Origin of the sequence: Streptomyces regalis (assembly GCF_001509475.1) — a bacterium.
Taxonomy (GTDB): domain Bacteria; phylum Actinomycetota; class Actinomycetes; order Streptomycetales; family Streptomycetaceae; genus Streptomyces; species Streptomyces regalis.
The window spans coordinates 53,710-78,117 of sequence record NZ_LLZG01000142.1; the positions used below are offsets into that span (position 1 = coordinate 53,710).

Sequence of the window (24,408 nt, forward strand, 5' to 3'; positions counted from 1 at the left end):
ACCCACAGCAACAGCAGAACCGCAGGACCACCCGTCGAGGGGATTTTCGTGACCAGCTTGACCGTCCGCCCGGCCCCCGAGACGACCGGGCGACCGGAGCCTGCACGGCCACCCCGTCAGACCCGGTTGCGGGCCCTGGACGGACTGCGGCTGATCGCCGCGCTGATGGTGGCGGCGTACCACTACGGCGGCCGCGGCGGTGACGTCACCCAGGCGTGGGGCGGCTCGCCCAAGGAGCAGTTCCCGACGCTGCACACGTACTTCGCCTACGGTCCCCTCGGCGTCCACATCTTCTTCGTCATCAGCGGGTTCGTGATCTGCATGAGCGGCTGGGGCCGGCCCCTGCGGTCGTTCTTCGCCTCCCGCGCCTCCCGGCTGCTGCCCGCCTACTGGGTGGCGGTCATCCTGGTGACGGCGGTGTTCGCCCTGCCGATGGTCGCCTACAAGGCGGTGTCGCCGAGCGACGCGCTGGTGAACATGACGCTGCTCCAGTACCCCCTGGGCGTGGACCGGGTGCTGGGAGTGTGCTGGACGCTGTGGGTGGAGATCAGGTTCTACGCGCTCTTCGCGCTGTGCGTCGTGCTGCCCGGGGTGAACCGGCGGCGCGTGATCCTCTTCTGTGCGGTCTGGACGCTGGCTGCGGCGATGGCGCAGAGCGCGCAGGAGCCGCTGCTGGACGTCGTGCTGATGCCCGAGTACGCCCCGTTCTTCATCGGCGGCATCGGCCTCTACCTCGTCCACCGCGACCGGCGGGACGCCTACGCCTGGGCCATCGTGGCGGTGAGCTTCCTGGTCGGGCAGCACTACGCGGTCCAGAGCCTGTGGAACGCCACCGACCCGAACGCCTTCGCCCACCGCACGTCCTTCGGCATCGTCCTGGTCGTCGCCTTCGGCTTCGTCGCGGTCGGCGCGATCGCGCTGGGCTGGCTGAACTGGGCCGACTGGCGCTGGCTGACGGTGGCGGGGGCGCTGACGTATCCGTTCTATCTGGTCCACGAGCACCTCGGCTGGGTGGTGATCCACGCCCTGCACCGCGACCTGGGCCTGGCGTCGGCGGCGACCTTCGCCCTGACGGTCGCGTCGATGCTGCTGCTGGCGTGGCTGCTGCACCGGTTCGTCGAGAAGCCGCTGACGCCGCGGCTGCGGGCGGTGCTGGCGAAGGCTCGCTAGGGCCTGTCTGACAATTCCCGTCGTCCGCCCGGAGGGCGGGCCGCGGCGTCATGGGGGTCCCCCCGCGCGAGGTTGTTCGAGCGTGGGGGAGCGTGCGATCGCAAGGCGCCGGAGTCGCCCTCGATGGGGGTGCCCCCGCGCGAGCCGAGCGAAGCCGGTTCGCGCGTGGGGGAGGAGCCACGTGGGCGGTTCGGCAACGCGGCTGGGGGTCCCCCCCTCTGGGGGAGTGCGTGCCAGACGCCGCGGGGCAGGCGGGAATTGTCAGACAGGCCCTAGGGCCAACAGGCTCTAGCTGTTCACGGGATGTTCAACCGGCCGTCGGTTCGGGCGGTGTCCGGGGAGCAGGCTCGTGTCATGGCCAACGCACAAGCAACCGACAAACACCCCGGTGAGCTCGCGGACGTCCCGGGCTGGTTCCCGCCCCTGGACCAGGTGCTGTTCACCTGGTTCCTCGACCGGCAGGAGCAGCAGGGAACAGGGGGCGACCTGCTGGAACTGGGCGCCTATATGGGCAAGAGCGCGATCCTCCTGGGCCACCATCTGCGGGGCGGCGAGAAGCTCACCGTGTGCGACCTGTTCGAGAGCGACGCCCCGGACGGGCCCAACCAGGCCGAGACCACCAAGTCGTACGCCTCCCTCACCCGGCAGGCCTTCGAGCGGAACTACCTCTCCTTCCACGACACTCTGCCGACGGTGATCCAGGCGCCCAGTTCCGTGATCGCCAAGGAGGTCGGCCCCGGCACCTGCCGCTTCGTCCACATCGACGCCTCGCACCTGTACGAGCACGTGTACGGCGACATCGGTGCGGCCCGGGAGATCCTGCTGCCCGAGGGCGTCGTGGTCCTCGACGACTTCCGCTCCGAGCACACGCCAGGTGTCTCGGTCGCCGCCTGGGAGGCCGTGCTCAACCGGGGTCTGCGCCCGATCTGTCTCAGTACACAGAAGCTGTACGGCACCTGGGGCGACCCCGAGCCCGTCCAGGAGGAGCTGCTCACCATGCTCCGGCAGCACACGGACTGCGGGCTGAGCGTGCAGTGGGCCGCGGGACACCGCCTGGTCCGCACCCGGTCCAAGGGCATGCAGCCACCGCCCTTCCCGCGCTCGCGTCACTACGTGCCGCCGGCATCCGCTCCCCAGACTCCCCCGGCATCCCGCCCCCGGACCGCCCGCCCCGCCCGGCCCCGCTCCCACGCCCGCCGCCTCGCCGTCGATCTGCTGCCACCGGTCGTCACCCGCGCCATACGCAGGGCGCGCACGAGCCGCGCTTGAGAGCCTGTGAACAAGCCCCGTCATCCGCCCGAAGGGCCGGGGCTGCGCCCGCCGCGATGGGGGGCACCGGGCGGCCCTCACCCGATCCCGTATCGCGCCTCGATCCCCGCGATCACCAGGGCCAGGCCCTCCTCGAAGTGCCGGTCGTAGTCCTCGAAGATCTCCGCGCCGGCCCGGGCCGACAGGGGGAAGTCGGCCATGAGGCCGGCGCGTTCCTCGACGTCGTAGCCCGCGCGGCGCTCGTCCGGCATGGGCTGGACGCCCTGCTCCTCGGTGACGAAGCCGAGGGTGTACAGGTACGTCGTCGTCATCGCGCGGACCGCCTGGGCGAGGGTGAAACCGGCGGTCGTGAACAGGCGCAGGTTGTCCTCCATCTGCTCGGCGTGCTCGACGCCGGTGAAGCGTGAGCCGCTGAAGACCTTCGCTCCGTCGCGGTGGCCGAGCAGGGCCGTACGCAGTCCGCGGTTGGACTTGAGCAACCGCTCCTGCCAGGTGTCGCCGGGGTCGAGGGAGGTCCCGGCGACCATCCGGCGGTACATCTCCGTCGCCATCTCGTCGAGCAGCGCCTGCTTGTCCTTGAAGTGCCAGTACAGGGCCGGCGCCTTGACCTCCAGCTCCTTGGCGATGGCACGCAGGGACAGGCCGTCCAGACCGACCTCGTTCAGGAGCCTCAGGGCGGTGTCCGCGACGCGTTTGCGGTCGAGGGGTGCTCGGCGTTCCGTATTCACGCTTGACAGCTTAACGACGTTAAGGGGACGCTTGCACCCGACGGTACTTAACGGCGTTAAGGGGGACTGGCATGAACGTGGACGTCCTGATCGTGGGCGCGGGGCCGACCGGGCTCACGCTGGGCATCGACCTGGCCCGGCAGGAGGTGGACGCCCTGGTCGTCGAGCGGGCCGACGGACTCTTCCCGGGGTCCCGCGGCAAGGGGATCCAGCCCCGCACCATGGAGGTCTTCGACGACCTGGGCGTACTCGACGCGATCCGCGCAGCGGGCGGAAGCTATCCGGTCGGCATGATCTGGCAGGACGGCGAGCGGGTCGGCGAGCACCAGATGTTCGACCCGGCCGAGGTCGGCGAGGACGCGCCGTACACCGAGCCGTGGATGGTGCCGCAGTGGCGCACGCAGGAGATCCTGCTGGCGCGGCTGGAGGAGCTCGGCGGGAAGGTGGCCTTCGGTCGGGAGGTCGTCGGCCTCGCGCAGGACGACGAGGGGGTGCGGACGGAGTTCGCCGACGGCAGTGCCGTGCGCGCCCGGTACGCCGTCGCCGCCGACGGCGGCCGCTCGGCGGTGCGGCGGGCGCTGGGGATCGGGATGACGGGCGAGACCGTCGACCCGAACCCGATGCTGGTGGCGGACGTCCGGATCAGCGGCCTGGACCGGGACAACTGGCACATCTTTCCGCCGCCCGGGGAGGGCGACGGCTTCCTGGCGATCTGCCCGCTGGCGGGCACGGAGGACTTCCAGCTGATCGCCCAGTTCGCGGAGGGCAACGAGCCGGACCTGTCCCTCGCGGGCATCCGCGAGGTCGTCGCCGCCCGCTCGCACCTGTCCCGTGCGGATGTGACGGAGCTGCGCTGGGCCTCGGACTTCCGCCCGCGGGCGGCACTGGCGGACCGGTTCCGCGAGGGCCGGGTGTTCCTCGCCGGAGACGCGGCGCACGTGCACTCACCGGCCGGCGGCCAGGGCCTCAACACCAGTGTCCAGGACGCCTACAACCTGGGCTGGAAGCTGGGCGCGGTACTGGGCGGCGACACGCCCGAGTCGCTGCTGGACACGTACGAGGAGGAACGACGCCCCATCGCCGCGGACATGCTCGGCCTTTCCACCGGCGTCCACCGCGGCGAGGTCCGGCGCGGTGAGGCGACCCGGCAACTGGGGCTGGGCTACCGGGACTCGTCACTGACGAAGGAGACGCGCACGAACCCGGGCCGCGTCCACGCGGGCGACCGCGCACCCGACGGCACGGTGGACGGCGTCCGGCTTTTCGACGCGTTTCGCGGTCCCCACTGGACACTGCTGACGGTCGGTACGGACACGGCACTGCCACCGCTCGCCCTCCCCACGGTCCGGGTCCCCTCGTACGAGGCGTACGGCACCGGCGTCTTCCTGATCCGCCCCGACGGCTACGTGGGCTGGGCGGGCACGACGGCTTCGGGGCTGGCGGCATACGTACAGGGCTCCCATGGAGAATTAAGGAAGGGGTAAAGCGACAGGTCACGGGCGCTTTTCAGTCACCCGCCACACACTCGCTTCTCCTGCGTGACACCTGCGGTTCATCCGCGGCCCCTGAGATGTGGATCGCACGGCGCGAGCGCGAGCGCGAGAGAAAGGTGTCACTGTGCGAGACCCTCGGATTGCCGCGATCGGCAAGGGACTGAAGCGCCGAGGAAGACTGATGAAGGAGGCGGTGAGCCCCCCGCGCCAAGGCCTGGACGCCGTTCCATCACCTCGGCCGACCGCGGACTCCTACAGCGCTCCGCCCGCCCCGCGCCTGGTGGAATCGCCGGTTTTCGTGCTGTCCTCGGTGCGCTCCGGATCGACCCTGCTGCGGATGCTGCTGAACAGCCACAGCCAGATCCGGGCCCCGCACGAGATGCACCTGCGCACTGTGCACGTCCACCTGTCCCGCGATTTCACCGCGGCCGCCATGCAGGAACTCCAACTCGACAAGAACGAACTGGAGCACCTGCTCTGGGACCGGGTGCTGCACCTTGAGCTCACCCGCAGCGGCAAGGAAGTCATCGTCGACAAGACCCCGCCGAACACCCTCATCTGGCCGCGACTGCGACGATGTTGGCCGAAGGCACGCCACATCGTCCTGCTGCGCCACCCGGCCGCGGTCATCACGTCCCTGACCAGCCGCCGAGCGGATCCCGACCACGAGGCCATCCGCGCCGAAGTGCTCGGCTACTGCGAGAAGCTGGAGGAGGCAAGGCAGAACCTCGATGCCCACGTGATCACGTACGAGGAACTGACCGCGGAACCGGAGCGGGTGACCCGCGGCGTCTGCGCGTATCTCGGTGTCCCCTGGGAGCCCGGCATGCTCGATTACGGCGGCAAGGACCACGGCACGCTCCGCCCGCAGCTGGGTGACTGGTCCAGCACGATCAGATCCGGCCGCATCCAGCCCGGCCGCACGGCCGATTCGGGCGTCGAACTGCCCCCGCGCCTGAGAGAGTTGACTCAGGCATGGGGCTACCCGGTCTGAACGGGGGCATGGGCCTTCCGGTCGTACGTACATCTGGGCGCCCCATGCTGCCGTACCCCCTGGCGAGGGCGACAGAGGGTACGGCATGGGTGGATCAGGGTGCGTCGGAGATGTCGAGCTTGTTCACCTTGATCCGGGAGGTGTCGAACTCCCAGGCCACGAAGAACTTGCCCGGGGCGTACTCGTCGGCCATGGGGTACGTGTCCCAGCCTTCGCCCGTGCCGGCCGGGGTCGGATCCAGCTCGGCCGAAGGGCCATCGGCGAAGAACTTGGCGGCGCTCCAGGCCGCGCCGGGGCGTTTGGTCTTGTAGTTGAGGGCCGGGCGCGTCTCGGTGCTCGTGCCGGTGGTGTAGATGTACAGGTACTGGCCGTTGCCGTCCTTGGTGAAGAAGCTCCTGGCCACGTTGTAGCTCGGCAGGCCGGCTGCGGCGGTGAAGGACGTCCAGGTCAGGCCGCCGTCGGAACTGGTGGCCGTCATGGCGTTGGCGTTGTCGGCGCGGGCGACCATCACCAGCTTGTTCGGGTCGTCCTGTGAGACAGCGATCTGGTTCTCACCGGCCTTGACGCCTACATCGTTCCCGTTCGCGACGGTGCCGCCGGCCGTCCAGGTCTTCAGGTCCGAGGAGATCAGCACTCCGTTCTGTCGGCCCGATGCCCAGAACGGGATGACGTGCTTGCCGTTGGCCAGCTTGAGCGGGCGTCCGGAGAGGGCGAGGTTCGCGAATCCTTCGTCGGCGGTGGTCTCCGGGAGGTCGAGCGGCATGGTGACGGGGAAGTCCTGCCAGGTGTGCCCCTCGTCGGTGCTGCGCTTGACGACGATGCCGTTGATGGGCAGACCGTTGGTGTTGGTGGCCGCGGTCCGCCCGAGATAGGCGAACAGCTCGTTGCCCGACTGGTAGAGGAGGACGTAGTGCCAGGCGTACTGGTCGGTCTCCTGTGCCAGCATCTGCGGACGACTCCAGCTCGCGCCACCGTCGGTGGTGTACGAGTACCGGATGTGGCCCATGTCGACCTTGTTGGGCGTCAGGCCTTCCCGCCACGCCACGACCGCGTTGTTCGCGCTCGTGCTGATGATGTCGGGGGTGCGGGGGCCGTCGCCCCCGGTCGCCGTGTTGATGTAGACGCTCTTCTCGGCCGATGTGCCCTCGGCGGAGGCCGGGCCGGGCAGGAGAAGGCCCGTCACGACGGCGAGCACGAGTGTGGTCAGGAGTGCGGTCCAGGCCCGCTTGCGGGTCACCACAGCCATTGCCGGTCCAGGTTCGGGTTCGTGGCGTTCTGGGCGTCGCAGTTCCACTGGATGGCCTCCGTGCCGGCGTCCGTGGTGCCCTTGGGGATGGCGAGGCACAGGCCGGTCTTCGCGTTCCTCAGCTGGTCGATCCCGTCGTGGACCCAGACCTGCTCGTCACCCTGCTCGGTGCCGCACGGCCACTGGATGGCCTTGACGCCGAGCGTCGTGCTCCCGCTGGGTATGGCCAGGCACTGGCCGCTCGCCTTGTTGACCACGTGGTAGCCGCCGCCGGTCATCGGCTTCAGCGACCAGTAGTTGCTGTTGCTGTTGCTGCACGACCACTGGATCATCACGGTGCCGGCCGTCTGGCTGGAGCTCGGGTTGGCCAGGCAGAGACCGGTGCCCATGTTGTAGAGGCGGGCGTTGACGGCGGCCTCGGCGGCCTCGGCGGTCGGCGCCGAGCCGGTCAGTGACGAGCCCGTCAGCACGGGCGCGCCTATGAGGGCGGTGGCCGCCAGAGTGACGGCCGCCTTTCTGCGCAGGTTCATGACAGGGGAGATTCCTTCGCTGCCGCAAAACGGCCGGGTGTCACCAGATCCACTGCTGGTCGCTGTTCGTGTTGCAGGTCCACTGGATGACCTCGGCGCCGTTGGTCGTGTCGCTGTTGGCGACGGCCAGGCACCTGTCGCTGTTCACGTTCCGCAGGCGGTTGGCGCTGTCGTGGATCCAGCGCTGGTCCAAGTTGTCGTTACAGGGCCACTGGATGGCCTGAGTGCCGTTGGTCAGACTGCTGTTGGGCATGGCCAGGCACATCTGGCTGTTCTCGTTCGTGATCTTCACCGAGCCGGACGGCAGCGCCTCGATCTTCCACTGCTGCTCGCTGCCGTAGCCGCAGGTCCACTGGATCAGGCCGGTGCCGGCCGTCTTGCTCGCGTTGGGCACGGCCAGGCACTTTCCGGTCCCGAGGTTGTCGAATCGTTGGTAGGCGGCCGCCGCGTCGGCCGGCGTGGAGAAGGCCACGGCGCACACGACCGTGGCGGCGGCAGCGGAGACCCGGGTGATCATCTTGATGGCCATGGAGGTTCAGAGCCTTTCTGTATGCGTCAGCGAGCGCCTGGAGCCGGTACTCCTTGGGTGACATCCCGTACGCGGCGCGGAAGGCGCGGGTGAAGTCGGAGGCGCGGGGCAGGCCCCAGCGGGTGGCGATGGTGTGGATCGGCGTGGCGCGCAGGGCTGGTCCGTCAAGTCACGGCGGGCGCCCTCCAGCCGTCGGCGGCGGATGCAGGCCGCGACTGTCTCCCCCCTGTGCCCTCTCCTGGAAGAGGCGGTGCAGGTAGCTGAGTGAGATGTGATGCGCGGCAGCGACGACGGGCGGTGTCAGATTCGGGTCGTGCAGGTTCTGCTGGATGAACGCCTGTATGCGAGCGGTCAGGGCGCCCTGCCGGGTCTCCGGCGGCAGGGCGCCCTCCGTCTCCCGCAAGTCCGTCAGCAGGGCGCCGATTCCCTCCCGCCCCGTCAGCCGTCTGCCCAGCAACTCCTGGTGCGGGAGCACCGGCAGCAGCGCCTTGCGGATCTCGACACCTACGACCGTCAGTAAGCCGCCTTCCCGGTCGTCGTACGCCCGCAGGTCGCCCGAGCCGAATGTCTCGGTCCGGCCGCCGCGGGCTTCGCGTTCCGGAGGAACCGCGCCGGCGTGAGCGACGTCGGCCACACGGTGACCGGTCCCAGCTCCAACAGCCGCTGCTCCGCAGGCACGTCCTCGCACTGGAACATCGTCCCGCTCACCCACCCCGCCCCTCCCGCCCTGAATCCCTGTCAGATGCGTGCCGCTGATCTTCGCTCGCACGGAGATCAGCGGCACGGAGATCGCAGAGATGAATGGTGCGCCGGCAAACCCTTCTGACCGTGAACTCCAGGTGGATCCGAGGGGAAGAGATCTCCTCGGATTGTTCCGGGTGCGGAGACTGTCCCGCCCGGCAGTGAGAGGTCCATGTCGACCGCGCAGTCGTCGCGCGCGTGGATCGCGGACGAGGCCGCGAGGGTGTAACTGCCGTCTTCGGCTGAGAGGGTCGCGCCCGTCTGGCGGCCGCCGTGGTCGATCAGCGTGACGGGGGCGGGGGCCCGAAGCACCCGCAGCGTCCAGAACACGGCCGCGGAGGCCGCGGACTGGCTCCTTCGCGCGGGCCGGACTCTCGCCCTCCTCGCTGCTCGCGCGCAGCTGCGGCGCACGGTTCGCCTTCGGCAGGAGCAGAGCCGTCAGTGGGCCGATGGCCGCAGCGCCTCGCGACCAGGAAGGGGAGCCGGAAGCCGTGCATGGTCGGGACGGCGACGCCACCGACGTTGTTCGCGGTGCTGGCGATGACCGTGCCGATCACGGCGCTGGACACAGACGTATCTGACGAAGGCTCTGCCAGGCGGCGCTCATCAGGCCGAGACCGATGCCGTAGCCGATCCCGATAGTGGGGCTCGAGGGCTCGCCGCCGAGCCTGTGCACCATGGTGTTGCCCCTGCACTGAACGCTGTGTCGCCCGGTTTCCGCTCGTCCCGCCAGGTGCTCCTGGGCGAGCGCGCGCTGCCGCGCCGGCTAGCCGTCACCGTCCAGGAGGGTGTCGACGGAAAGGTCGAGGGTGACGCCGACGGATTCGGGGACCGGGACGGTTTGGCCTCGCTTGTAGCGGGTGGGGTCGGGGTACTTGCCGTCGGTCGGATCCTGGTAGAGAAGCACCTCATCGTGTTTGCGGTCGGCGATGAGATAGACGGGAAGGCCGGCCTGGGCGTAGCACTCGACCTTGGGGCCAAGGTCGTCGGACCAGTTCGAGGACGTCACTTCCACGACCATGCGGAAGACGTTCGGTGCGTAGTAGTTCTTCGTGACATGGGCGTCGCGGAAGTCCGGGTCGACGACGGAGAAGTCAGGGATCGCGAAGTCCTCGGGCAACGTAGGCAGCCAAAGCCCGACGCCCTGGACGTACTCATACCCCGCCTCGACGAGCCCCGCCCGATCGAAAGCCCTGCCCAGTTTCGTCAGCGACAGAGCGTGCGAACCATCCGGCGGCGGTGTCACAGTGAGCCTCCCCTGGAGAATCTCCACGCGGTGGCCAGGCAGTGCACGGGCGAGCTGGTCGGCAGCCTCGCCCAGGGTCAGCTCCTGCTGCAGTACGGCCATGGCGTCCTCCTTTTCGGGGCCCACTCTCCATGAGCGTAACCGGCGACGTGTCGCTTGCGCTCATGATCACCCATACGGAGTAATCGCCCAGCTCAGAACGCATCCGACGGCACGTAAGTCCCCCAAACCCCCCGCAACGCGTTGCACACCTCCCCCACAGTCGCCCGAGCCAGCAACGCCTCCTTCATCGGGTACAGGACGTTGGCCTCCCCCTCCGCCGCCTTCCTCAGGGCGTCGAGCGCCGAGTCCACCGCCCCCTGGTCCCGCTCCGCCCGCAGCTTCGCGAGCCGCTCCGCCTGCTGGGCCTCGATGGCGGGGTCGACGCGGAGCGGCTCGTAGGGCTCCTCCTCGTCCAGCTGGAAGCGGTTGACGCCGACGACGACCCGCTCGCCGGAGTCCGTCTCCTGGGCGATCCGGTACGCGCTGCGCTCGATCTCGCTCTTCTGGAAGCCGTGCTCGATGGCCGACACTGCGCCGCCGAGGTCCTCGACCTTCCGCATGAGCTCCAGCGCCGCCGCCTCGACGTCGTCCGTCATCTTCTCGATGACGTACGAGCCCGCGAAGGGGTCGACCGTCGCCGTCACGTCCGTCTCGTAGGCGAGGACCTGCTGCGTGCGCAGAGCCAGGCGGGCGCTCTTGTCCGTCGGCAGTGCGATCGCCTCGTCGAAGGAGTTGGTGTGGAGGGACTGCGTACCGCCGAGGACTGCCGCCAGGCCCTGGACGGCGACGCGCACCAGGTTCACCTCCGGCTGCTGGGCCGTCAGCTGCACGCCCGCCGTCTGCGTGTGGAAGCGCAGCATCAGGGACTTGGGGTTCTTCGCGCCGAACTCGTCCCGCATCACCCGGGCCCAGATCCTGCGCGCCGCGCGGAACTTGGCGACCTCCTCCAGGATCGTCGTACGGGCCACGAAGAAGAAGGACAGGCGGGGCGCGAAGTCGTCGACGTCCATGCCCGCCGCCACCGCCGTGCGGACGTACTCGATGCCGTCGGCAAGGGTGAAGGCGATCTCCTGCGCGGGGGACGCGCCCGCCTCGGCCATGTGGTAGCCGGAGATCGAGATCGTGTTCCACTTCGGGATCTCGGCCTTGCAGTACTTGAAGATGTCGGCGATGAGGCGGAGGGAGGGCTTGGGCGGGAAGATGTACGTCCCGCGTGCGATGTACTCCTTCAGCACGTCGTTCTGGATCGTGCCGGTGAGCTGGTCGGCGCTGACGCCCTGTTCCTCCGCGACCAGTTGGTAGAGGAGCAGGAGCAGGGCCGCGGGGGCGTTGATCGTCATCGACGTCGACACCTTGTCCAGCGGGATCCCGCCGAACAGGACCCGCATGTCGTCGACCGAGTCGATGGCGACGCCCACCTTGCCGACCTCGCCGTGCGCGATCGGCGCGTCGGAGTCGTGGCCCATCTGGGTGGGCAGGTCGAAGGCGACCGAGAGGCCCATCGTGCCGTGCGCGATCAGGTCGCGATAGCGGGCGTTGGACTCCGTCGCCGTGCCGAAGCCGGCGTACTGGCGCATCGTCCAGGGGCGGCCGGTGTACATCGTGGGGTAGACGCCGCGGGTGAAGGGGTACGCGCCGGGCTCGCCGAGCTTCTCGGCCGCGTCCCAGTCGTTCAGCGCGTCCGGCCCGTAGACCGGCTCGATGGGCAGTCCGGACTCCGACTCGCGCGCCATCGTGTGTGCCTCCGCGTTCGCTGTGCTGGTTGGTTCACCCTGTCTCCCACCATGCCCCCTGGTTCGCAACCGGTCACGCGCGGGGAACATCCCTGGGGAACATCTCTGAGACGACGGGGGGTCGGGATGCGTACCAGGGGCATGGGGAGCATCCGTATCAGGGGCAGGCGTACGCCGACGGCCGTGCTCGCCTCGGGGGCCGTACTCACGGTGCTGTGCGGGTGCACCGTGCAGGCCTCGGGCGAAGAGCGCCGCACGCCGGTGCACATAGAGCTCCCGAGCGGCACGCCGTCCCCGAAGTCCGCCCCGCCCGACGACAAGCCGAGCGCGACGCCCACACCGCCGGGGCAGCCCGCCGTGCTGTGGTCGCGGGGCGACGAGGGGCGTGACATCCGTGAGCTCCAGGCCCGCCTGCGGCAGATCGCCTGGCTCTTCGACGGGCCGACCGGGACGTACGACGATCTGACCGAGCAGGCGGTCAGGGGCTTCCAGGGCAAGCGGGGGCTGCCGAAGACGGGGAAGACCGACGAGGTCACCTGGGAGCGGCTGCTGACGATGACGCGCGAGCCCGGCAAGTGGGACCTGTACCTGATGGGCGGGCAGCCCGCCGACGCGCCGGACGCGCGGTGCATGACCGGCCGGGTGCTGTGCATCAGCAAGTCGAGCCGGACGCTGCGCTGGATGATCGACGGGCGGTCGGTGCTGACGGTGCCGGTGCGGTTCGGGTCGCAGTACACACCGACCCGGGAAGGTGTGTTCAGCGTCTACTGGAAGTCACGGCACCATGTGTCGACGCTCTATGACTCGCCCATGCCGTACGCGATGTTCTTCAGCGGTGGCCAGGCGGTGCACTACTCGTCCGACTTCGCGGCCACGGGCTACGCCGGCGCCTCGCACGGGTGCGTCAACGTGCGGGACGAGCGGGCGATCGCGGAGATGTTCGACCAGGTGAGGACCGGCGACAAGGTCGTCGTCCACTGGTGAGGCGCGGGGCGCGGAGGAAGTGGGGCGCGGGCGGGACCGGGGGAACGTGTCCCGCCCGCGCCGATGCACGAGCCGCAGGTACGGGGGGAACCCCGGCTCTGTGCGAGGGCCGATGACCAGTCGGCTCACTCTGATCAGCGCCGCCGCGGCCGAAAGTGTCACTCCCGCCGCGAAGAATTTTTCTACGAACCGCAAAACCGCAGCTCAGAGGCGCGTGACGGGAGTGACTGCGACCGGCTGCAGCGTGGGCAGCGAGGTTCGGCCCGACAGGAACGCGACCACGGCGGACGGGGTACGCGCAGCGCCGACCGTGTGGTGGCCGTCCCGGCCACGGTCGCCGCGCAAGCCGGCCGAGCGGCCCTCGGGGGCGCCTCTGCCCTTGTCCCGGCCCCCGTGGTCGTCGTCGCCCTTGTCCTTGTCCTTGTCCTGGCCGTCGTCGCCCTTGCCCTCGTCCCGGCCGTCGCCCCGCAGGGATCCGGCACTCTCGCCGACGCCGGTCAGGACGCTCTTGCAGTACTTGCGCACGGTGACGGAACCGCCGGCCGCGTTCTCCAGGGTGCGGCGGCGCTCGACGGGCAGCTGCTTGCCGTCGCGCAGGTCGCGGCAGGACGAGGTGACGGTCCTCCACCAGCCGCCGGAGCGTTCGCCGCGGTCCGGGACGCCGGTCTCGCGGTCCGTGGACGGGCTGCCGGGCGCCGTCTCCCAGGTGTTCCCGGGGCCGGTGGGGGCCTTCGAGCCGCCGTCGGGCAGGGGCACGCCCTGCGCACCCCTCTCCGGCGAGGGCGAGATGAGCGGGCGCTCCGGCACCGGCGCCGAGACGGAGGCGGCCGGGCGGCCCCGCTCGTCGCGGTCGAACGGCGGCGGCAGCACTCCGGTTCCGGCCGCGACGGCCACCCCGCCGACCATGCCGACGGTCAGCGCGGCAGCGAGAGCGAGCCGTACGGGACGGCCCCTGCGGGGCCGACGGGCGGCGCGGCCGGGAGCGCCGATGCGGACGAGCCCGGTGTCGGAGCCCTGGGAGGCGGAGCTCAGGGAGGTGGCCATCCGAGCGTCGGACCGGTCCGCGCGCGCCGCGCGGAACGCCGCCAACGCGGCGGCCTCTCCGGGGAGTTCCGCGCTGCTCAGCGGGGGTTCGACGGTCAGGGACTCAAGCGTCTTGGCGAGCCGTTCGGCCTGGTCTCGGTCGGCCGCATCGACAGCTTCGAGTGACTCTCCGCGCAGCAATCGCTCCGCCGTTTCGCGGTCCAGCCACCTGTACTGCTCGTCGGCCATCACACATCCTTCTGCGTCCGCGAACGCATATGCGTCACACTCGCAGACGTCACCGCACGGTCGCGGGTTCCTCGCTGGGGAGGCAGGGCGTCGAGGACCCCGGCCGATTCCGGATCGTCGCCGAGCAACTCGGCGAGCCGCTTCAGCCCCCGGTGCGCGGCGGTCCGTACGGCACCCGGACGCTTGCCCAGCGTCTCCGCGGCCGTCTTGGCGTCGAGCCCCACGACCACGCGCAGGACGACGGCCTCCGCCTGGTCCTGCGGCAGGCGCGCGATGAGGGAGAGGGTGCCGTCGGTGGCCAGGGCCTCGATGGCCTCGCCCGCGGTGTCGGACTCGGCGGCCTTCCCGGTCAGCTCCGTCTCGTCGCCGCCGATCGCAGGGCGGCGGCCGCGCATGCGTATGTGATCCAGCGCGCGGTTGCGGGCTATTCGGGCGGCCCAGCCGCGGAAGCGGTCCGCGTCCCCGCTGAACCGCTCCAGGTCGCGCGCTATCTGCAGCCATGCCTCCGACGCGACGTCCTCGGCGTCGGGGTCGCCGACCAGCGTCCGTACGTACCCGAGCAGCCGCGGGTGCACGGAGCGGTACACAGTCCGGAACGCGGTCTCGTCTCCGTCCTGTGCCGCAAGCACCGCGGCAGTCAGCTCCGCGTCGTCCCCCAGCACTAGGTACCTCAATTGATGGTTGCGGTTTCAAGACCGCAGGTCGTTGCGGTGGTCATACGCCCTCCGCGTCCGGCGCGAAAGGCACGTTACGGCCTGAAAGAGCCGCTCGTCCATGTCCGCACAACATGCAACTACCCAGGACACCGCAATGTCCCCGCCCAGGTGTGACAGAAAACGCAGACATGGCGCTGTAGAAAGTACGGGCCGCCGCGCGGCCCGTGCCGCGCGACGGCCGGGGCCTCTCCTGTGGGGGGTGGCGGCCCCGGTCGTCTCCGCGGTTCACCCGCTCTGACCTGGGGCGATGCGCAGAATCGGTGACCACCGTGGCCAACGCGTGACCAACCGGCCGGACGCCTCGTGTGATCCTGTCCAGCACTAGGCACTGAACCGTCCAGATGCGGCTCTGGAGCCCCTTCGACTCGGCGCTCACCGTGCTCGGCCATGGCGGTCCGACCGGCGAGCCTTTTCCAAACTGATGTGAGCGACCGCGAGTCGGGCTGTCCTGCGCAAGGACGAAGCCGCCCGGCAGCAGAAGATCGGAACACGGTAGCGGCGGCTTTCCGCCGCACGTCAGGCCTTGCTCGCCTGATCCACCTGGGGTGTTTGCCACTCCATATCGGAAGCCGTCAGACCCCGGACCATCGTCAACGGCCGAAGGGCCACCGCGGCAGCCTGAGGCGGGGCTCACCGAGAACCTTGCGCACCATGTCCTTGGAAATGTCGTGGCGGCCCCGGTTGTAATAGATCTCCGCGTGCACTTCTTCGAGCGTGAACCTCGGGTTGTCCTCCGCGACCTGGCGGATGTACCGAGTCTTGGCCTCGTCGGGTTTACTGCCGGCCGGTTGCCTGCGGCGCTTGACGCGCCGACGGATGCGGCGACCGGAGTTGTCGGAGTAAACCACGCGCGCCTCCCCCAAGCGTCAATGGATGATCCGACGCTAGGGGAGCGGAGCGTTGCAGGTCCATGACTGATCGTGCGCACCCATGACCGTCCTCTGGCAGGTTCCTGACCCGCCCTAAGCTGTCGGCTGCGTTCCGGCCGGTAGCGCGGCGGTCACAGGGAGGGACAGAGATCACGGCAACCGTTCATGTCGCGGTCCTGGACCCCTTGCCGGTGTTCCGGCATGGCGTCGCAGCGTCGTTGTCGAGCCTGGGGCACCTCGTCGAGGAGCCCGCGGACGCCGAAGCCTGGCTGCGTGAACGCCCGGGCGGGGTGGTACTGCTGACTCTGCGCTGTGCGGAGGACCTGGACCGGCTGACCGCTCTGTGCCGCCTACGGCCCCGCCCGCTCGTCGTCGCGCTGCCTTCCGCCGACGACGCCTCCATGGGCGTACGGGCCATGCGGGCCGGTGCCCGGTCGGTGGTGGCGCGCGAGGCGACTGTGTCAGCGTTGCAGCGGGCGGTGTCCGCGACCCTCGACGGCGAGGCGGTGATGCCGACCGAGGTGGCCGATCTCCTGGTGACCGGCCGGGGCGGCCGGGGCCCGCGCGGCTCGGTTCCCTCCGCGGAGCAGATCGCCTGGTTGCGTCGGCTCTCCGACGGTTGGACCGTGTCCCGGCTGGCCTCGGACACCGGCTACTCGGAGCGGGCGATGTACCGGCTGCTCCGGGCGTTCTATCAGCGGATCGGTGTCAGTACCCGCCTGGAGGCCATCATGCTGGCGCACGACAAGGGCTGGTTCGAGAACTAGCCGGCGCGGCCCGGTCGCACGCGTGCCAACTGAGTGAGTACCGGTTCGAGGCGCGGATCGCCGTTGGCCAGGATCTCCACCATGAACCTCAGCCGGTCGTCCAGCCCGGGCGTCCGCTCGGCTGGCTCAGGACGTGCCTGACGGAACGCCTCCAGCGCCCGCGCGGGTTCCGCGTTGTCGACGAGGACCGAATAACACCAGGCGATCCCGGTGAAGTCCCACGCGACCAGGTCATGCGCGTCCGCCCTCGTGCGCTGGCCGGTCTCGTCGTGGAGTTGCTGGAAGAGATCCCTCGCGGTGCCCGGGAGACCGCAGCGGTGCGCGATGATCCCCCGCAGAGCGAGTTCCGCGGTCTCCTTGCCTGCCACCCGGTAGCGGGCCGACTCCTCGATCGCCTCCCGGGCCGCAGGGAGATTTCCCATGTGCACATGCGTGAGGGCCAGTACGGTGAGCGACCGCCGCAGGTTGATCGGGTCCCGGTGGTCGCGTGCAATACCGATCGCCCGCTCGACCGCCCAGCGCGCCTCGCTGTACCTGTCCTGATAGAGGTACAGCTCGGCCCTCGCGCTGAGCAGGTCCGCCTGGAGCGAGGGATCGGGGCGGGCCGTGACCAGTTCGTCGCACCTAGCCAGCATCGTCAGCGCGTTTGGGATCTCGTTCAGCTCGGCGTACCACCGGGACAGCCGCAGGGCGGCACCTGACGCCAGTTCGAGCTCGGTCTCGTGGGCGGCCTCGAAAGCCGAGAGGGCGTCCCTGATCGCGCGTCGGTATTTACCCTGCCGCTGTTGGCAGTCGGCCAGTCCGGTCAGCGCGGCGGCACGGTCGCCGCCGTCGTCGTCCTCGTCCTCGCTTGCCAGCCCCCAAGCCCACCTGTAGTGCTTCTCGGCGTCCGCGAGGTGCCCGTGTTCCCAGAACATGGTCCCCAGGCCGATGTGGATACGGCGTATCGCCTCACGGTTTTGGTCCCCCTGGGCCATGGTGAGGGCAGTCTCGTAGGCCGACTGGGCAGCGGGGAAGTCGCCGCTGTACGAGTAGATGTCCCCCAGCACGGCGAGGTTCGCCATCTCGCCTTCCCGATCGTCGTCGAGCCGGCCGCGCACGGCTTCCCGCTGGGTCCGCAGTTCGGTCCCGCTGCCCCAGCGGTCCACCAGATCCTGCATCGGCTCGATGACGCTGAGTGCGCAGTCGTACAGTCCGGCCCGGAGCCAGACGTCGACGCGTGCGAAGTGCGCGTCCAGGTCGACCATGCCGTGGACGTCGTCGTCGTCCTTCTGCATGCCCTGCCACACCCCGGCCGCTCGCAGCAGGAGGGCGCGCCGGGTCGGCAGTTCGCCCTCGTCCACCCGCCGGTCACCGGCGGCCAGGCGGCTGAGGACCGCCTCGATCTCGCTCTTTCGCAGGTACCGGCGGCCGTCCCGGCCCTCCAAGACGAGACCGGCCGCCACGAGCGCTCGCAGTGCCGGCTCGATCCGGAGCGCCGGCACATACGGCTCCAGGATGCCGATGACGGCTTCAGTGCCGACCGGAAAACCGAGCGCCGCCAGCCCCTCCGCCACCCGCTGCTGTTCGACGGGAAGGTGGTCGACGAACATGCGCACCAGGCGTTGATGCACCTCGCTCGCCGGCACGGAGGACAGCCACGCTCCGACCTCGTGGATCTGTAACCCCGGCGGATCGCTGCTGATGACCGCGGAGAGCAGTTCGGCGAGCCGCGGGTTGCCGGCCAGGCGACCGTGAACACGACGCAGATCGTTCTCCGGCAGAGCTGCCAGTCCGTACGTGTCACTCGGGTCGAGTACGGCGAAGTGCTCCCGCAGGGACAGTGGCTTGAGTCCGCTCAGGCTGATATGGACAGCCTTCTCCGTCCACGCCATGCCCGTCGTCGCCGCGGGCATGTGCTGCGTCACGAACACGACCTTGACGAGCGTGTCCGGCCGACTCTGCACGGTCTCCAGCGCCAGGTCGAGCTCCGAGTCGCGCAGGACGTGACCGTCCCTGAGGAGATTCTCCGCCGAGTCGATCACGATCACCCGCCGGAAGCCGCCGGTTGCGTCGAGGCCGTCCAGGGCAATCTCCAGGCGTGCCTGTGCGAACCGGCCCGCCTTGCCCGACCCGGGTGGTTCGATGTCCTCGACCAGGGTCGCCACGCCTATCTCCCCGTACAGTGTGGCCTCGTGCCAGCGGACCGCCGAGGAATCGTCGTCCGGATCCGTCCAGCCCAGGCCGGCGAGCACCTCGCGCACCAGCGCCGTCTTGCCTATCCCGGCCGGGCCGCTGACCACGATGACGGAGGTGGCCCGATCGTCCAACGCCGCGCGAAGGTCACTGCGCGGACCCGTGCGGTCGACGAAGCCGGATGCGCCTCGCGCCCGTCGGCCGGTCGGCCGCGTCGCCACCGTGCCGGTCGTGTCGAGGTCCTCTCCCGCGTCGAAGAGCTCCGGCCTGACAGTCGGCGAGTCCACCGGCCTGAGGAGAATTCGGGTGAGCCTCCCCGCCAGCCTTGCGCACCAGCGGCGGGCATCCGGCGTACCGCTCGTGTACGCGCTGTGCAGCATCGCCTGGGCGAGCAGGGAGACCTTCAGCTGCCTGTGCCACTGCTCCGGATCCCCGCGCTTGTCGACGACGAACTTGAGTGCGGGCTCCCGAAGCGCGTCGATGATCTTTCGCACCCTGCCCGGCATACCGTCATCAAGGCGCTTGTCTCGCTTGTCGCGCTCCAGATAGGTGAGAAACGTCGACTGGCTGTCCGGAGAGGACTCCCCGATCTCCCGCCAGCAGAGCGAGATCAGCAGGGTGGCGAGATCCCGGCTCAGCGGTGCCCGCGGGTCGTAGGTAGCCAGGTCGATCAGCCGGAAGCGGTCCGCGTCGGCGATCCCGTCGTACTGGGGTATGAGGACGTTGTCGCCGTGCAGGTCGCCGTGTGTGCGGCCCACCAGACAGTGGATCCTCCTCTGTGTCGCGGGCATGCCCTCGGCGAAGAGCCGCCACGGGTTGGGCAACGGCTCGCTCTCGCCCGGCAATTGGAGGAAGTCGGGCGTGAGCAGGCCGCGCCTTCGCGCCCAGCCGTGCAGCCACCCGTCGGTCTTGAAGCCGTCGCCCAGTTCGCACATCAGCAACCCGGCCACCGTCGTCTGCTCACTGTCGTAGTCGGCACCGGTCCACCCCAGGAGCATCCTGCGCCAGATCGTCTTGCAGACGTCGGCGCGTTGGTCGAGCCCCACCTTCCCCAGCGGAATGCCATCGACCTTGAACTGGCCGACTACGAAAGCGCCCCCGGGACAGTTGACCGTTGGAAAGGCGATCTCGGCGAGATGGTGTTGGCCGAATTCCCCGGGTGCCTCCCGCAGGGCCGCCAAATGCCGTCGGTTCTCCCGCTGGTGCTTCAACGGCACCGACGGACAGAACTTGATCACGCACCATTGCGGTTCGGGCTGCCCCGTGGCGTATTCCACCAGTGCCTTCGCCAGCTGCGCCCCGGTGAAGCCGCGACTACGCTCCTCAATGGTGCCGGTACGGATCTCGAGGCCGTTGTCGAGCAACGACTCGATGATGGCCGACGCTACGGCGGCGTCTCCGAACTCTTGGGTCAGTTCCTCCAGGACGGTCATGACTGGGGGAACCTCGATTCCAGCTCCCGCATCCTGATCTGGAAATCACCCTTGTCCTGGTCGTGGTAGCGCCGGAAGTACCAGGCCGGCAGGCGTGGTTGGAGCCGTCTCATCTGATAGAGCGTGTCCTGGACCTGGCGGGCGAAGCGGGGCAGCGCGTCCGGTGTGGTGATCACCGGTGACGTGGGGTCGTCGATGACCGCACGCACCAGCCCGAGGACGCGCAGCCTCTCCTGAATGCTCGTCATCTGCGTGCGGTACATCTCCAGGCACAGGAGCAGCAGGCCGAGCGAGGGAACGAACCACCCGGTGACCAGCCGGCTCATCGTCCCGCCGGTGGCGAGGGTAAGCAAGACACCCACCGTGGACCACAGCACCAGCACACCGAACATCAGTTGGGCGAAGCGAAGCCGAATCCGGGATCCCCAGGCCAGATTCTGTTCCAGGCAGAAGAGCACGTCGTAGGGCGCGGCGGCGTCCACCACGAGGTAGTAGCCCCGCAGCCGGTCCTCGCCGCCGCGAAAGCGCCGGCTGAGTCGGCTCACCTCGTCGTCGCCGATCCGGTTCCCGACCGCCACGCTGTTCCACGGCAGGCCGAGTACGGCGACGTCGAACATCTCCTGAAGAGTCGCGGCGATTCGCAGGTATCGCTCGGCCCAGGGTGCCATCACTCCCATGTAGAGCGCGGCCCAGAGAGTGCCACCGAGGGTGATGGCGGTGCCGTACCGCGAACCCGAGCCGGTCAGCAGGCCGGCGACGGCCAAAACGATCGAGACGCATAAGCTCAGCGTCTGCGCCCGCTGGTTGCGGAGGTGAGCCACGGCGATGGCTTTGAGCACGCGCATGGCCGCGGCGCTCTCCTGCTGCTCCGCGATGGGATGGCTGTTCGTCAACGTCCCTCCCCCGTGTGCAGATCTACGTAGTGAGTTTCACACGTCTGGTAGCCCTAGCGGTACAGCCAGTTGTCGTCGGTGACTGCGGTGCGCCGGCCCCGGCCGTCTCGGTAACGCCTGCGTGCGCGAGGACGAAATCCTTGCGCACCGGTCGGCCCTGGTTGGAGAAGAACGCGGCGTGTGGCAGGCACCGGGTGGATGATTCACGCCGCTTGCGCGCGCGGAACCTGGAACCCCGGCGGAGGTCGCCGGTCGACGGCGGGTGAGCCGACCGGAAGGAAGGCTGATGGCTTCGGCGGGACAGGACGGCTCAAGAAGCAAGGGCCGGTGGGCTGAAAGGCCAGGGCACTCCGACAACCGCTTTACGTATGCCGGCATCACACTGTTCCACTCCTGGCTCGGCGAGCTTCGACACGAGCGCAGGCTGTCGGTGTCAGCTGCCGTAGAGGGCGGGCAGATCGACCAGAAGGAGGTCGTCACGACGATTGGCCAGGTCGACTAGGTCGGGGTAGAAGCCGTGCAGGGAGTACAGGGCCAGTGTGGTAGCTGCGGTGTCGTACCCCTGATCGGTGAGCAGGGCGCGGATGCGTTCCAGGCGTTCCAGGTCACCGGTCCCCCGGCGGGCGGCGGTCGCCTTGGCCTCGCCCAGGACGGCGATCCTCGCACGAGGGGCCTGCGGGCGCTCGCCCGCGGCCAGGGCGATGACGTCGACCTCGTGCTTCGTCCGAGCGGCCTGGTCGGCGACCTCGGTGGTACCGACCAGGCCGGGCAGTCCACCGGGCAGCAGGGGGTGGGCATAGCGGCGGGTGAAGTCGCGGGCCAGGTCCTCGAAGTGCGGTCCGAGGATCTTGGAGTTGAAGGTCGGAGCGGCCTGCCGCCACACCTGCTCGGCGAAGCCCTGCTCTACGGCGGCAGCCTGCGGGAGGGTGACGAGCTGGTTGAAGCGGATGACGGGGTCGGCGAGCGTGATGACGGGGTGCTTGGAGCGGAGGATGTCCTGTTCCCGGCGGATGTAGCCGGTGGACTCCAGCACTCCGAGAGGGTGGGCGACGGCGTTGCGTGGACGTTCCAGGGCGGCGCCGATCTTGCTGGGGGTGCTGGCGCCGTTCGCGATCGCGGTGAGGATGTCGTAGTAGAGGGTGTGCTGCGTGATCCTCGGGTCCTCGCGCAGCAGGTACTCCGTCTCGGTGCGCGAGTACACCGCCCGGCCCGGATCGAGCAATGTCCGGGTGAGCCACGCGTCAAAGCCGTCGTCCGGATGCGGACGGCCGGCCACCGGCCGGTACCCCGGTGCGCCGCCGAGCACCGCGTGCACCTTCAGTGCGGTCAACGGGTCTGTGATCTGCCAGAAGTCCCGGCTGTCCCGGTAGTCGAAGGCACCCAGCCGTAGATCGACCACGGCACGGCCCCGCAGCGGCTTGGTTCCCGAGAGCAGTTCGTGCATGACGCTCATCGCAGAACCGCACAGGATCAGCCGCGGCCCCGGCCCGGCACCACGCCGGGCGCCACGCTGGCGCTCGTCGTAAAGCTGCTGAAGCAGCCCCGGGATCTCGGGCGAGTGCTGGAGCAGATACGGCAACTCGTCGATCACCAGCAGCGGATGCACCGAACGGGCCGTCACATCAAGGGCATTGGACAACACGTCACGCCAGTCGGTCAGGCGCAGACTGCCCGGCCTCAGACCGGCATGCGTGGCAACCGCGTCACTGAACCGCTGGATCGCGGGCAGCCGCCCCTCCTCCCGGACCGCTGTGACGTACAGACCGCCAACCTGCTCGGACAGGGCCTGCAGAAGGTACGACTTCCCATGCCGCCGCCGCCCCGACACAATGCCGAGCCGCATCGCCGGATCCGGATCGGAGAGGAACTCCGCGAGCAGACCCCACTCCCGGTCCCGGTCGACCACGTCATCCGGCTTGACCGACAGGCTCTTCTCCACTCACTCTCCCACACCTCGACTGCGACCTATTTCGTCTAAGTCTACTTCGACGAATTGCGTCGTACTGGATTCATCCTCGTGGTTCGGCAGCGGACCCCAGCGGATCCGGCGCGAGCAACTTCCAGCGTGGCTGCCCGCAGGGCCGAGCCGGCGTCCGACCGTATGGCCAACGCATGACCAACAGCGGTCGGGAACAGCCAGAAACACCTGGAAGCAGGCCGGTCCGGAGGAGAAGCGAGAACCTGCATCAGAATGACAAAGCACCTGGTCGGAGGCCCTCTATAGCCGAATTGGGCCAGGGGTGGCGGCCCCGGTCGTCTCGCGCACCCCTCGCCCGTGCCGTGTCTGTGCCGCACCGGGACGGTGCCTCAGCGGCCGGGGACGGCCAGGTCGCCCTAGAAGATGCTGACGAAAACGTCCTCGCCGGCGATGCCGAGGGGTTCCAGCTGCTTGGCACCGCCGCCCGCCAGGACCTCGCCTACCGCTTCGTCTTCGGCGAACCCGGCCCGAACGACGGGCAGCCCTGGACACTGCGCCGGCTGACTATGGACCTGTCCGGCTGGGACCGCGGCAAGGCCGCCAACCTGTCGCCACCCGATGTTCGACCCGGTCTTCAGCCAGCACGACCCGGACCTCGGCGACCGCCACAACACCACGCAGCCCGACCAGGACCGTCACCGCCCGCCCGACCGACACCTTCCCTCACGTCGCACCGGTCGTCTGACCGACCACAGGGCCGGAGCTAGTTGTTCTTCCCGTTGGCCGCGCCGCTGTCGGCATTGTCGGCGCCGCTGTCCGCGTTGCCCGCCCCGCTTCCCGCATTGTCGGCGCCGCTGGTCGCGTTACCTGCCCCGCTTCCCGCATTGTCGGCGCCGCTGGTCGCGTTACCCGCTCCGCCGCCCGGCGTAGCGGCCTCGCTCGGCTTGGCCGACGCCGACGCCGACGCCGTCGCCCGCGCCCGTTGCTCGGCGCAGTACGCGGAGACCTTGTCCTCGCCGCCCGCGGCCGTGACGAGCAGCTGCCAGGACGTCGAGTCCAGGGCCTTGCCGTGGTCCTCGACCTGCTCGTAGGCGCGGCACTTTGCCTCGGTGTCCTCGGCGGTGGCCGGATGGTCGGGCTTCTGAGAGGCGGCGTCGGACGCGGCGGCGGAGGGCTCGGCGGTTGGCAGACCGGGAGCGGTGTTCGACGGGGTGGGCCTGCCCTTGTCGTCGGCGGGGGCGTCCGAGGAACCGGACGTACCGATCGCGGCGAATGCCGCACCGCCCAGCGTGAGGCTCGCGAGGAAGAGGGAGAGCGTGGTCTTCACCGACAGCGCCAGCCGGCGCCGCTCGCGGGGCCGCCAGTCGTCCCGGCGCCGGGTGCCCGCCCGGTGCGCCCCCGCGTCCCGGGCCGCCCGGAACGCGGCCACGGCCCGCTGCTCGCCCTCGGCGTCCACGCGGTGCCCGCGCAGCACGGCGGCGGAGAGCAGCGCCTCCAACGCGGCGTCGTCGAGCATCACGCTCGGGCCGGACGCGTGGCCGGCCGCGTTGCCGGAAGCCGTGCCGTCAGGGTGCACACGCCGACGGCCGGGGGTCCCACCGCCGCTCTGCTGTTCACCCATGTCCGTTTCCCGTTCCTGTCCGACCTGATCCGAATGCGG

General features: G+C 69.6%; 19 protein-coding genes and 2 pseudogenes. 6 read left to right on the plus strand and 15 right to left on the minus strand.

Annotated features, from left to right (window positions below):
- The first annotated feature begins 48 nt into the window (after positions 1–48).
- Both ADL12_RS19430 and ADL12_RS19435 read left to right on the plus strand, forming a co-directional pair.
- Complete coding sequence (locus ADL12_RS19430) at positions 49–1,170, plus strand: acyltransferase family protein (RefSeq protein ID WP_062703934.1); 1,122 nt, start codon at positions 49–51, stop codon at positions 1,168–1,170.
- Positions 1,171–1,524: 354 nt separating this feature from the next.
- A complete protein-coding gene (locus ADL12_RS19435) occupies positions 1,525–2,439 on the plus strand; it encodes a class I SAM-dependent methyltransferase (protein ID WP_062703935.1) in 915 nt (304 codons plus the stop codon).
- 77 nt (positions 2,440–2,516) lie between these two features.
- On the opposite strand, the gene ADL12_RS19440 is transcribed toward ADL12_RS19435, so the two are convergent.
- A complete protein-coding gene (locus tag ADL12_RS19440; RefSeq protein ID WP_062703936.1) occupies positions 2,517–3,167 on the minus strand; it encodes a TetR/AcrR family transcriptional regulator C-terminal domain-containing protein in 651 nt (216 codons plus the stop codon).
- 71 nt (positions 3,168–3,238) lie between these two features.
- Between ADL12_RS19440 and ADL12_RS19445 the strand changes: the two genes are divergently transcribed.
- Together ADL12_RS19445 and ADL12_RS19450 are read left to right on the plus strand one after the other, a co-directional pair.
- Positions 3,239–4,651 carry an FAD-dependent oxidoreductase gene (locus ADL12_RS19445; RefSeq protein WP_062703937.1) on the plus strand — a complete coding sequence of 471 codons (1,413 nt, stop codon included), beginning with the start codon at positions 3,239–3,241 and terminating at the stop codon, positions 4,649–4,651.
- Positions 4,652–4,841: 190 nt separating this feature from the next.
- Positions 4,842–5,654, plus strand: a complete 813-nt coding sequence (locus ADL12_RS19450) for a sulfotransferase family protein (RefSeq protein WP_079052130.1) — start codon at positions 4,842–4,844, stop codon at positions 5,652–5,654.
- 94 nt (positions 5,655–5,748) lie between these two features.
- Here ADL12_RS19450 and ADL12_RS19455 read toward each other — a convergent pair whose 3' ends face one another.
- The 7 genes and pseudogenes from ADL12_RS19455 to ADL12_RS19480 all read right to left on the minus strand — a co-directional run bounded on the left by ADL12_RS19455 (position 5,749) and on the right by ADL12_RS19480 (position 11,721).
- Complete coding sequence (locus ADL12_RS19455; protein ID WP_079052131.1) at positions 5,749–6,900, minus strand: sialidase family protein; 1,152 nt, start codon at positions 6,898–6,900, stop codon at positions 5,749–5,751.
- Positions 6,888–7,430: an RICIN domain-containing protein gene (locus ADL12_RS19460; RefSeq protein WP_062703939.1), complete on the minus strand. Its 543-nt coding sequence runs from the start codon at positions 7,428–7,430 to the stop codon at positions 6,888–6,890. The genes ADL12_RS19455 and ADL12_RS19460 overlap by 13 nt, the downstream gene beginning before the upstream one ends.
- Positions 7,431–7,470: 40 nt before the next feature.
- On the minus strand, positions 7,471–7,959 hold the full coding sequence (locus ADL12_RS19465) for an RICIN domain-containing protein (RefSeq protein WP_062703940.1): 489 nt from the start codon (positions 7,957–7,959) through the stop codon (positions 7,471–7,473).
- A 19-nt stretch (positions 7,960–7,978) separates the two neighbouring features.
- Positions 7,979–8,667: pseudogene (locus ADL12_RS52755) on the minus strand (helix-turn-helix domain-containing protein); the annotation flags it as partial.
- Positions 8,668–8,838: 171 nt separating this feature from the next.
- Positions 8,839–9,340 (minus strand): annotated as a pseudogene (locus ADL12_RS56515) (MFS transporter); the annotation flags it as partial.
- 126 nt (positions 9,341–9,466) lie between these two features.
- Positions 9,467–10,048 carry a Uma2 family endonuclease gene (locus tag ADL12_RS19475; RefSeq protein WP_062703942.1) on the minus strand — a complete coding sequence of 194 codons (582 nt, stop codon included), beginning with the start codon at positions 10,046–10,048 and terminating at the stop codon, positions 9,467–9,469.
- Positions 10,049–10,140: 92 nt separating this feature from the next.
- Positions 10,141–11,721, minus strand: coding sequence for an acyl-CoA mutase large subunit family protein (locus ADL12_RS19480; protein WP_062703943.1), 1,581 nt, complete (start codon positions 11,719–11,721; stop codon positions 10,141–10,143).
- Positions 11,722–11,862: 141 nt separating this feature from the next.
- Here ADL12_RS19480 and ADL12_RS19485 point away from each other — a divergent pair, with 141 nt between their 5' ends.
- Positions 11,863–12,705 (plus strand): L,D-transpeptidase family protein, encoded by an 843-nt coding sequence (locus tag ADL12_RS19485; RefSeq protein ID WP_062703944.1) that lies wholly within the window; start codon positions 11,863–11,865, stop codon positions 12,703–12,705.
- A 204-nt stretch (positions 12,706–12,909) separates the two neighbouring features.
- Here ADL12_RS19485 and ADL12_RS19490 read toward each other — a convergent pair whose 3' ends face one another.
- The 3 genes from ADL12_RS19490 to ADL12_RS19500 form a co-directional block, all read right to left on the minus strand.
- A complete protein-coding gene (locus tag ADL12_RS19490) occupies positions 12,910–13,977 on the minus strand; it encodes a hypothetical protein (RefSeq protein WP_062703945.1) in 1,068 nt (355 codons plus the stop codon).
- A complete protein-coding gene (locus tag ADL12_RS19495; RefSeq protein ID WP_062703946.1) occupies positions 13,977–14,639 on the minus strand; it encodes an RNA polymerase sigma factor in 663 nt (220 codons plus the stop codon). The genes ADL12_RS19490 and ADL12_RS19495 overlap by 1 nt, the downstream gene beginning before the upstream one ends.
- Positions 14,640–15,283: 644 nt before the next feature.
- Positions 15,284–15,541 (minus strand): hypothetical protein, encoded by a 258-nt coding sequence (locus ADL12_RS19500; protein ID WP_062703947.1) that lies wholly within the window; start codon positions 15,539–15,541, stop codon positions 15,284–15,286.
- A gap of 212 nt (positions 15,542–15,753) precedes the next feature.
- Here ADL12_RS19500 and ADL12_RS19505 point away from each other — a divergent pair, with 212 nt between their 5' ends.
- Positions 15,754–16,329, plus strand: a complete 576-nt coding sequence (locus tag ADL12_RS19505; RefSeq protein WP_208614568.1) for a helix-turn-helix domain-containing protein — start codon at positions 15,754–15,756, stop codon at positions 16,327–16,329.
- On the opposite strand, the gene ADL12_RS19510 is transcribed toward ADL12_RS19505, so the two are convergent.
- From ADL12_RS19510 to ADL12_RS19530, 4 genes are all read right to left on the minus strand, one after another.
- Positions 16,326–19,937, minus strand: coding sequence for an AAA family ATPase (locus tag ADL12_RS19510; RefSeq protein WP_062703949.1), 3,612 nt, complete (start codon positions 19,935–19,937; stop codon positions 16,326–16,328). The two genes, ADL12_RS19505 and ADL12_RS19510, sit on opposite strands and share 4 nt — an antisense overlap.
- The gene (locus tag ADL12_RS19515; protein WP_062703950.1) at positions 19,934–20,830 is read right to left on the minus strand and encodes an S-4TM family putative pore-forming effector; all 897 of its coding nucleotides are present in this window, start codon (positions 20,828–20,830) and stop codon (positions 19,934–19,936) included. Before ADL12_RS19515 ends, ADL12_RS19510 begins: the two co-directional genes overlap by 4 nt.
- A 433-nt stretch (positions 20,831–21,263) precedes the next feature.
- On the minus strand, positions 21,264–22,769 hold the full coding sequence (locus ADL12_RS19520) for an AAA family ATPase (RefSeq protein WP_062703951.1): 1,506 nt from the start codon (positions 22,767–22,769) through the stop codon (positions 21,264–21,266).
- Positions 22,770–23,511: 742 nt separating this feature from the next.
- Positions 23,512–24,369: a hypothetical protein gene (locus tag ADL12_RS19530; RefSeq protein WP_062703953.1), complete on the minus strand. Its 858-nt coding sequence runs from the start codon at positions 24,367–24,369 to the stop codon at positions 23,512–23,514.
- Positions 24,370–24,408 lie beyond the last annotated feature (39 nt).

Coding starts and splice junctions, on each gene's coding strand:
- ADL12_RS19475 (WP_062703942.1), bottom strand. CDS start 10,048: ATGGCCGTACTGCAGCAGGAGCTGACCCTGGGCGAGGCTGCCGACCAG.
- ADL12_RS19490 (WP_062703945.1), bottom strand. CDS start 13,977: ATGGCCGACGAGCAGTACAGGTGGCTGGACCGCGAAACGGCGGAGCGA.
- ADL12_RS19460 (WP_062703939.1), bottom strand. CDS start 7,430: ATGAACCTGCGCAGAAAGGCGGCCGTCACTCTGGCGGCCACCGCCCTC.
- ADL12_RS19465 (WP_062703940.1), bottom strand. CDS start 7,959: ATGGCCATCAAGATGATCACCCGGGTCTCCGCTGCCGCCGCCACGGTC.
- ADL12_RS19530 (WP_062703953.1), bottom strand. CDS start 24,369: ATGGGTGAACAGCAGAGCGGCGGTGGGACCCCCGGCCGTCGGCGTGTG.
- ADL12_RS19510 (WP_062703949.1), bottom strand. CDS start 19,937: ATGACCGTCCTGGAGGAACTGACCCAAGAGTTCGGAGACGCCGCCGTA.
- ADL12_RS19485 (WP_062703944.1), top strand. CDS start 11,863: ATGGGGAGCATCCGTATCAGGGGCAGGCGTACGCCGACGGCCGTGCTC.
- ADL12_RS19435 (WP_062703935.1), top strand. CDS start 1,525: ATGGCCAACGCACAAGCAACCGACAAACACCCCGGTGAGCTCGCGGAC.
- ADL12_RS19455 (WP_079052131.1), bottom strand. CDS start 6,900: ATGGCTGTGGTGACCCGCAAGCGGGCCTGGACCGCACTCCTGACCACA.
- ADL12_RS19480 (WP_062703943.1), bottom strand. CDS start 11,721: ATGGCGCGCGAGTCGGAGTCCGGACTGCCCATCGAGCCGGTCTACGGG.
- ADL12_RS19445 (WP_062703937.1), top strand. CDS start 3,239: ATGAACGTGGACGTCCTGATCGTGGGCGCGGGGCCGACCGGGCTCACG.
- ADL12_RS19450 (WP_079052130.1), top strand. CDS start 4,842: ATGAAGGAGGCGGTGAGCCCCCCGCGCCAAGGCCTGGACGCCGTTCCA.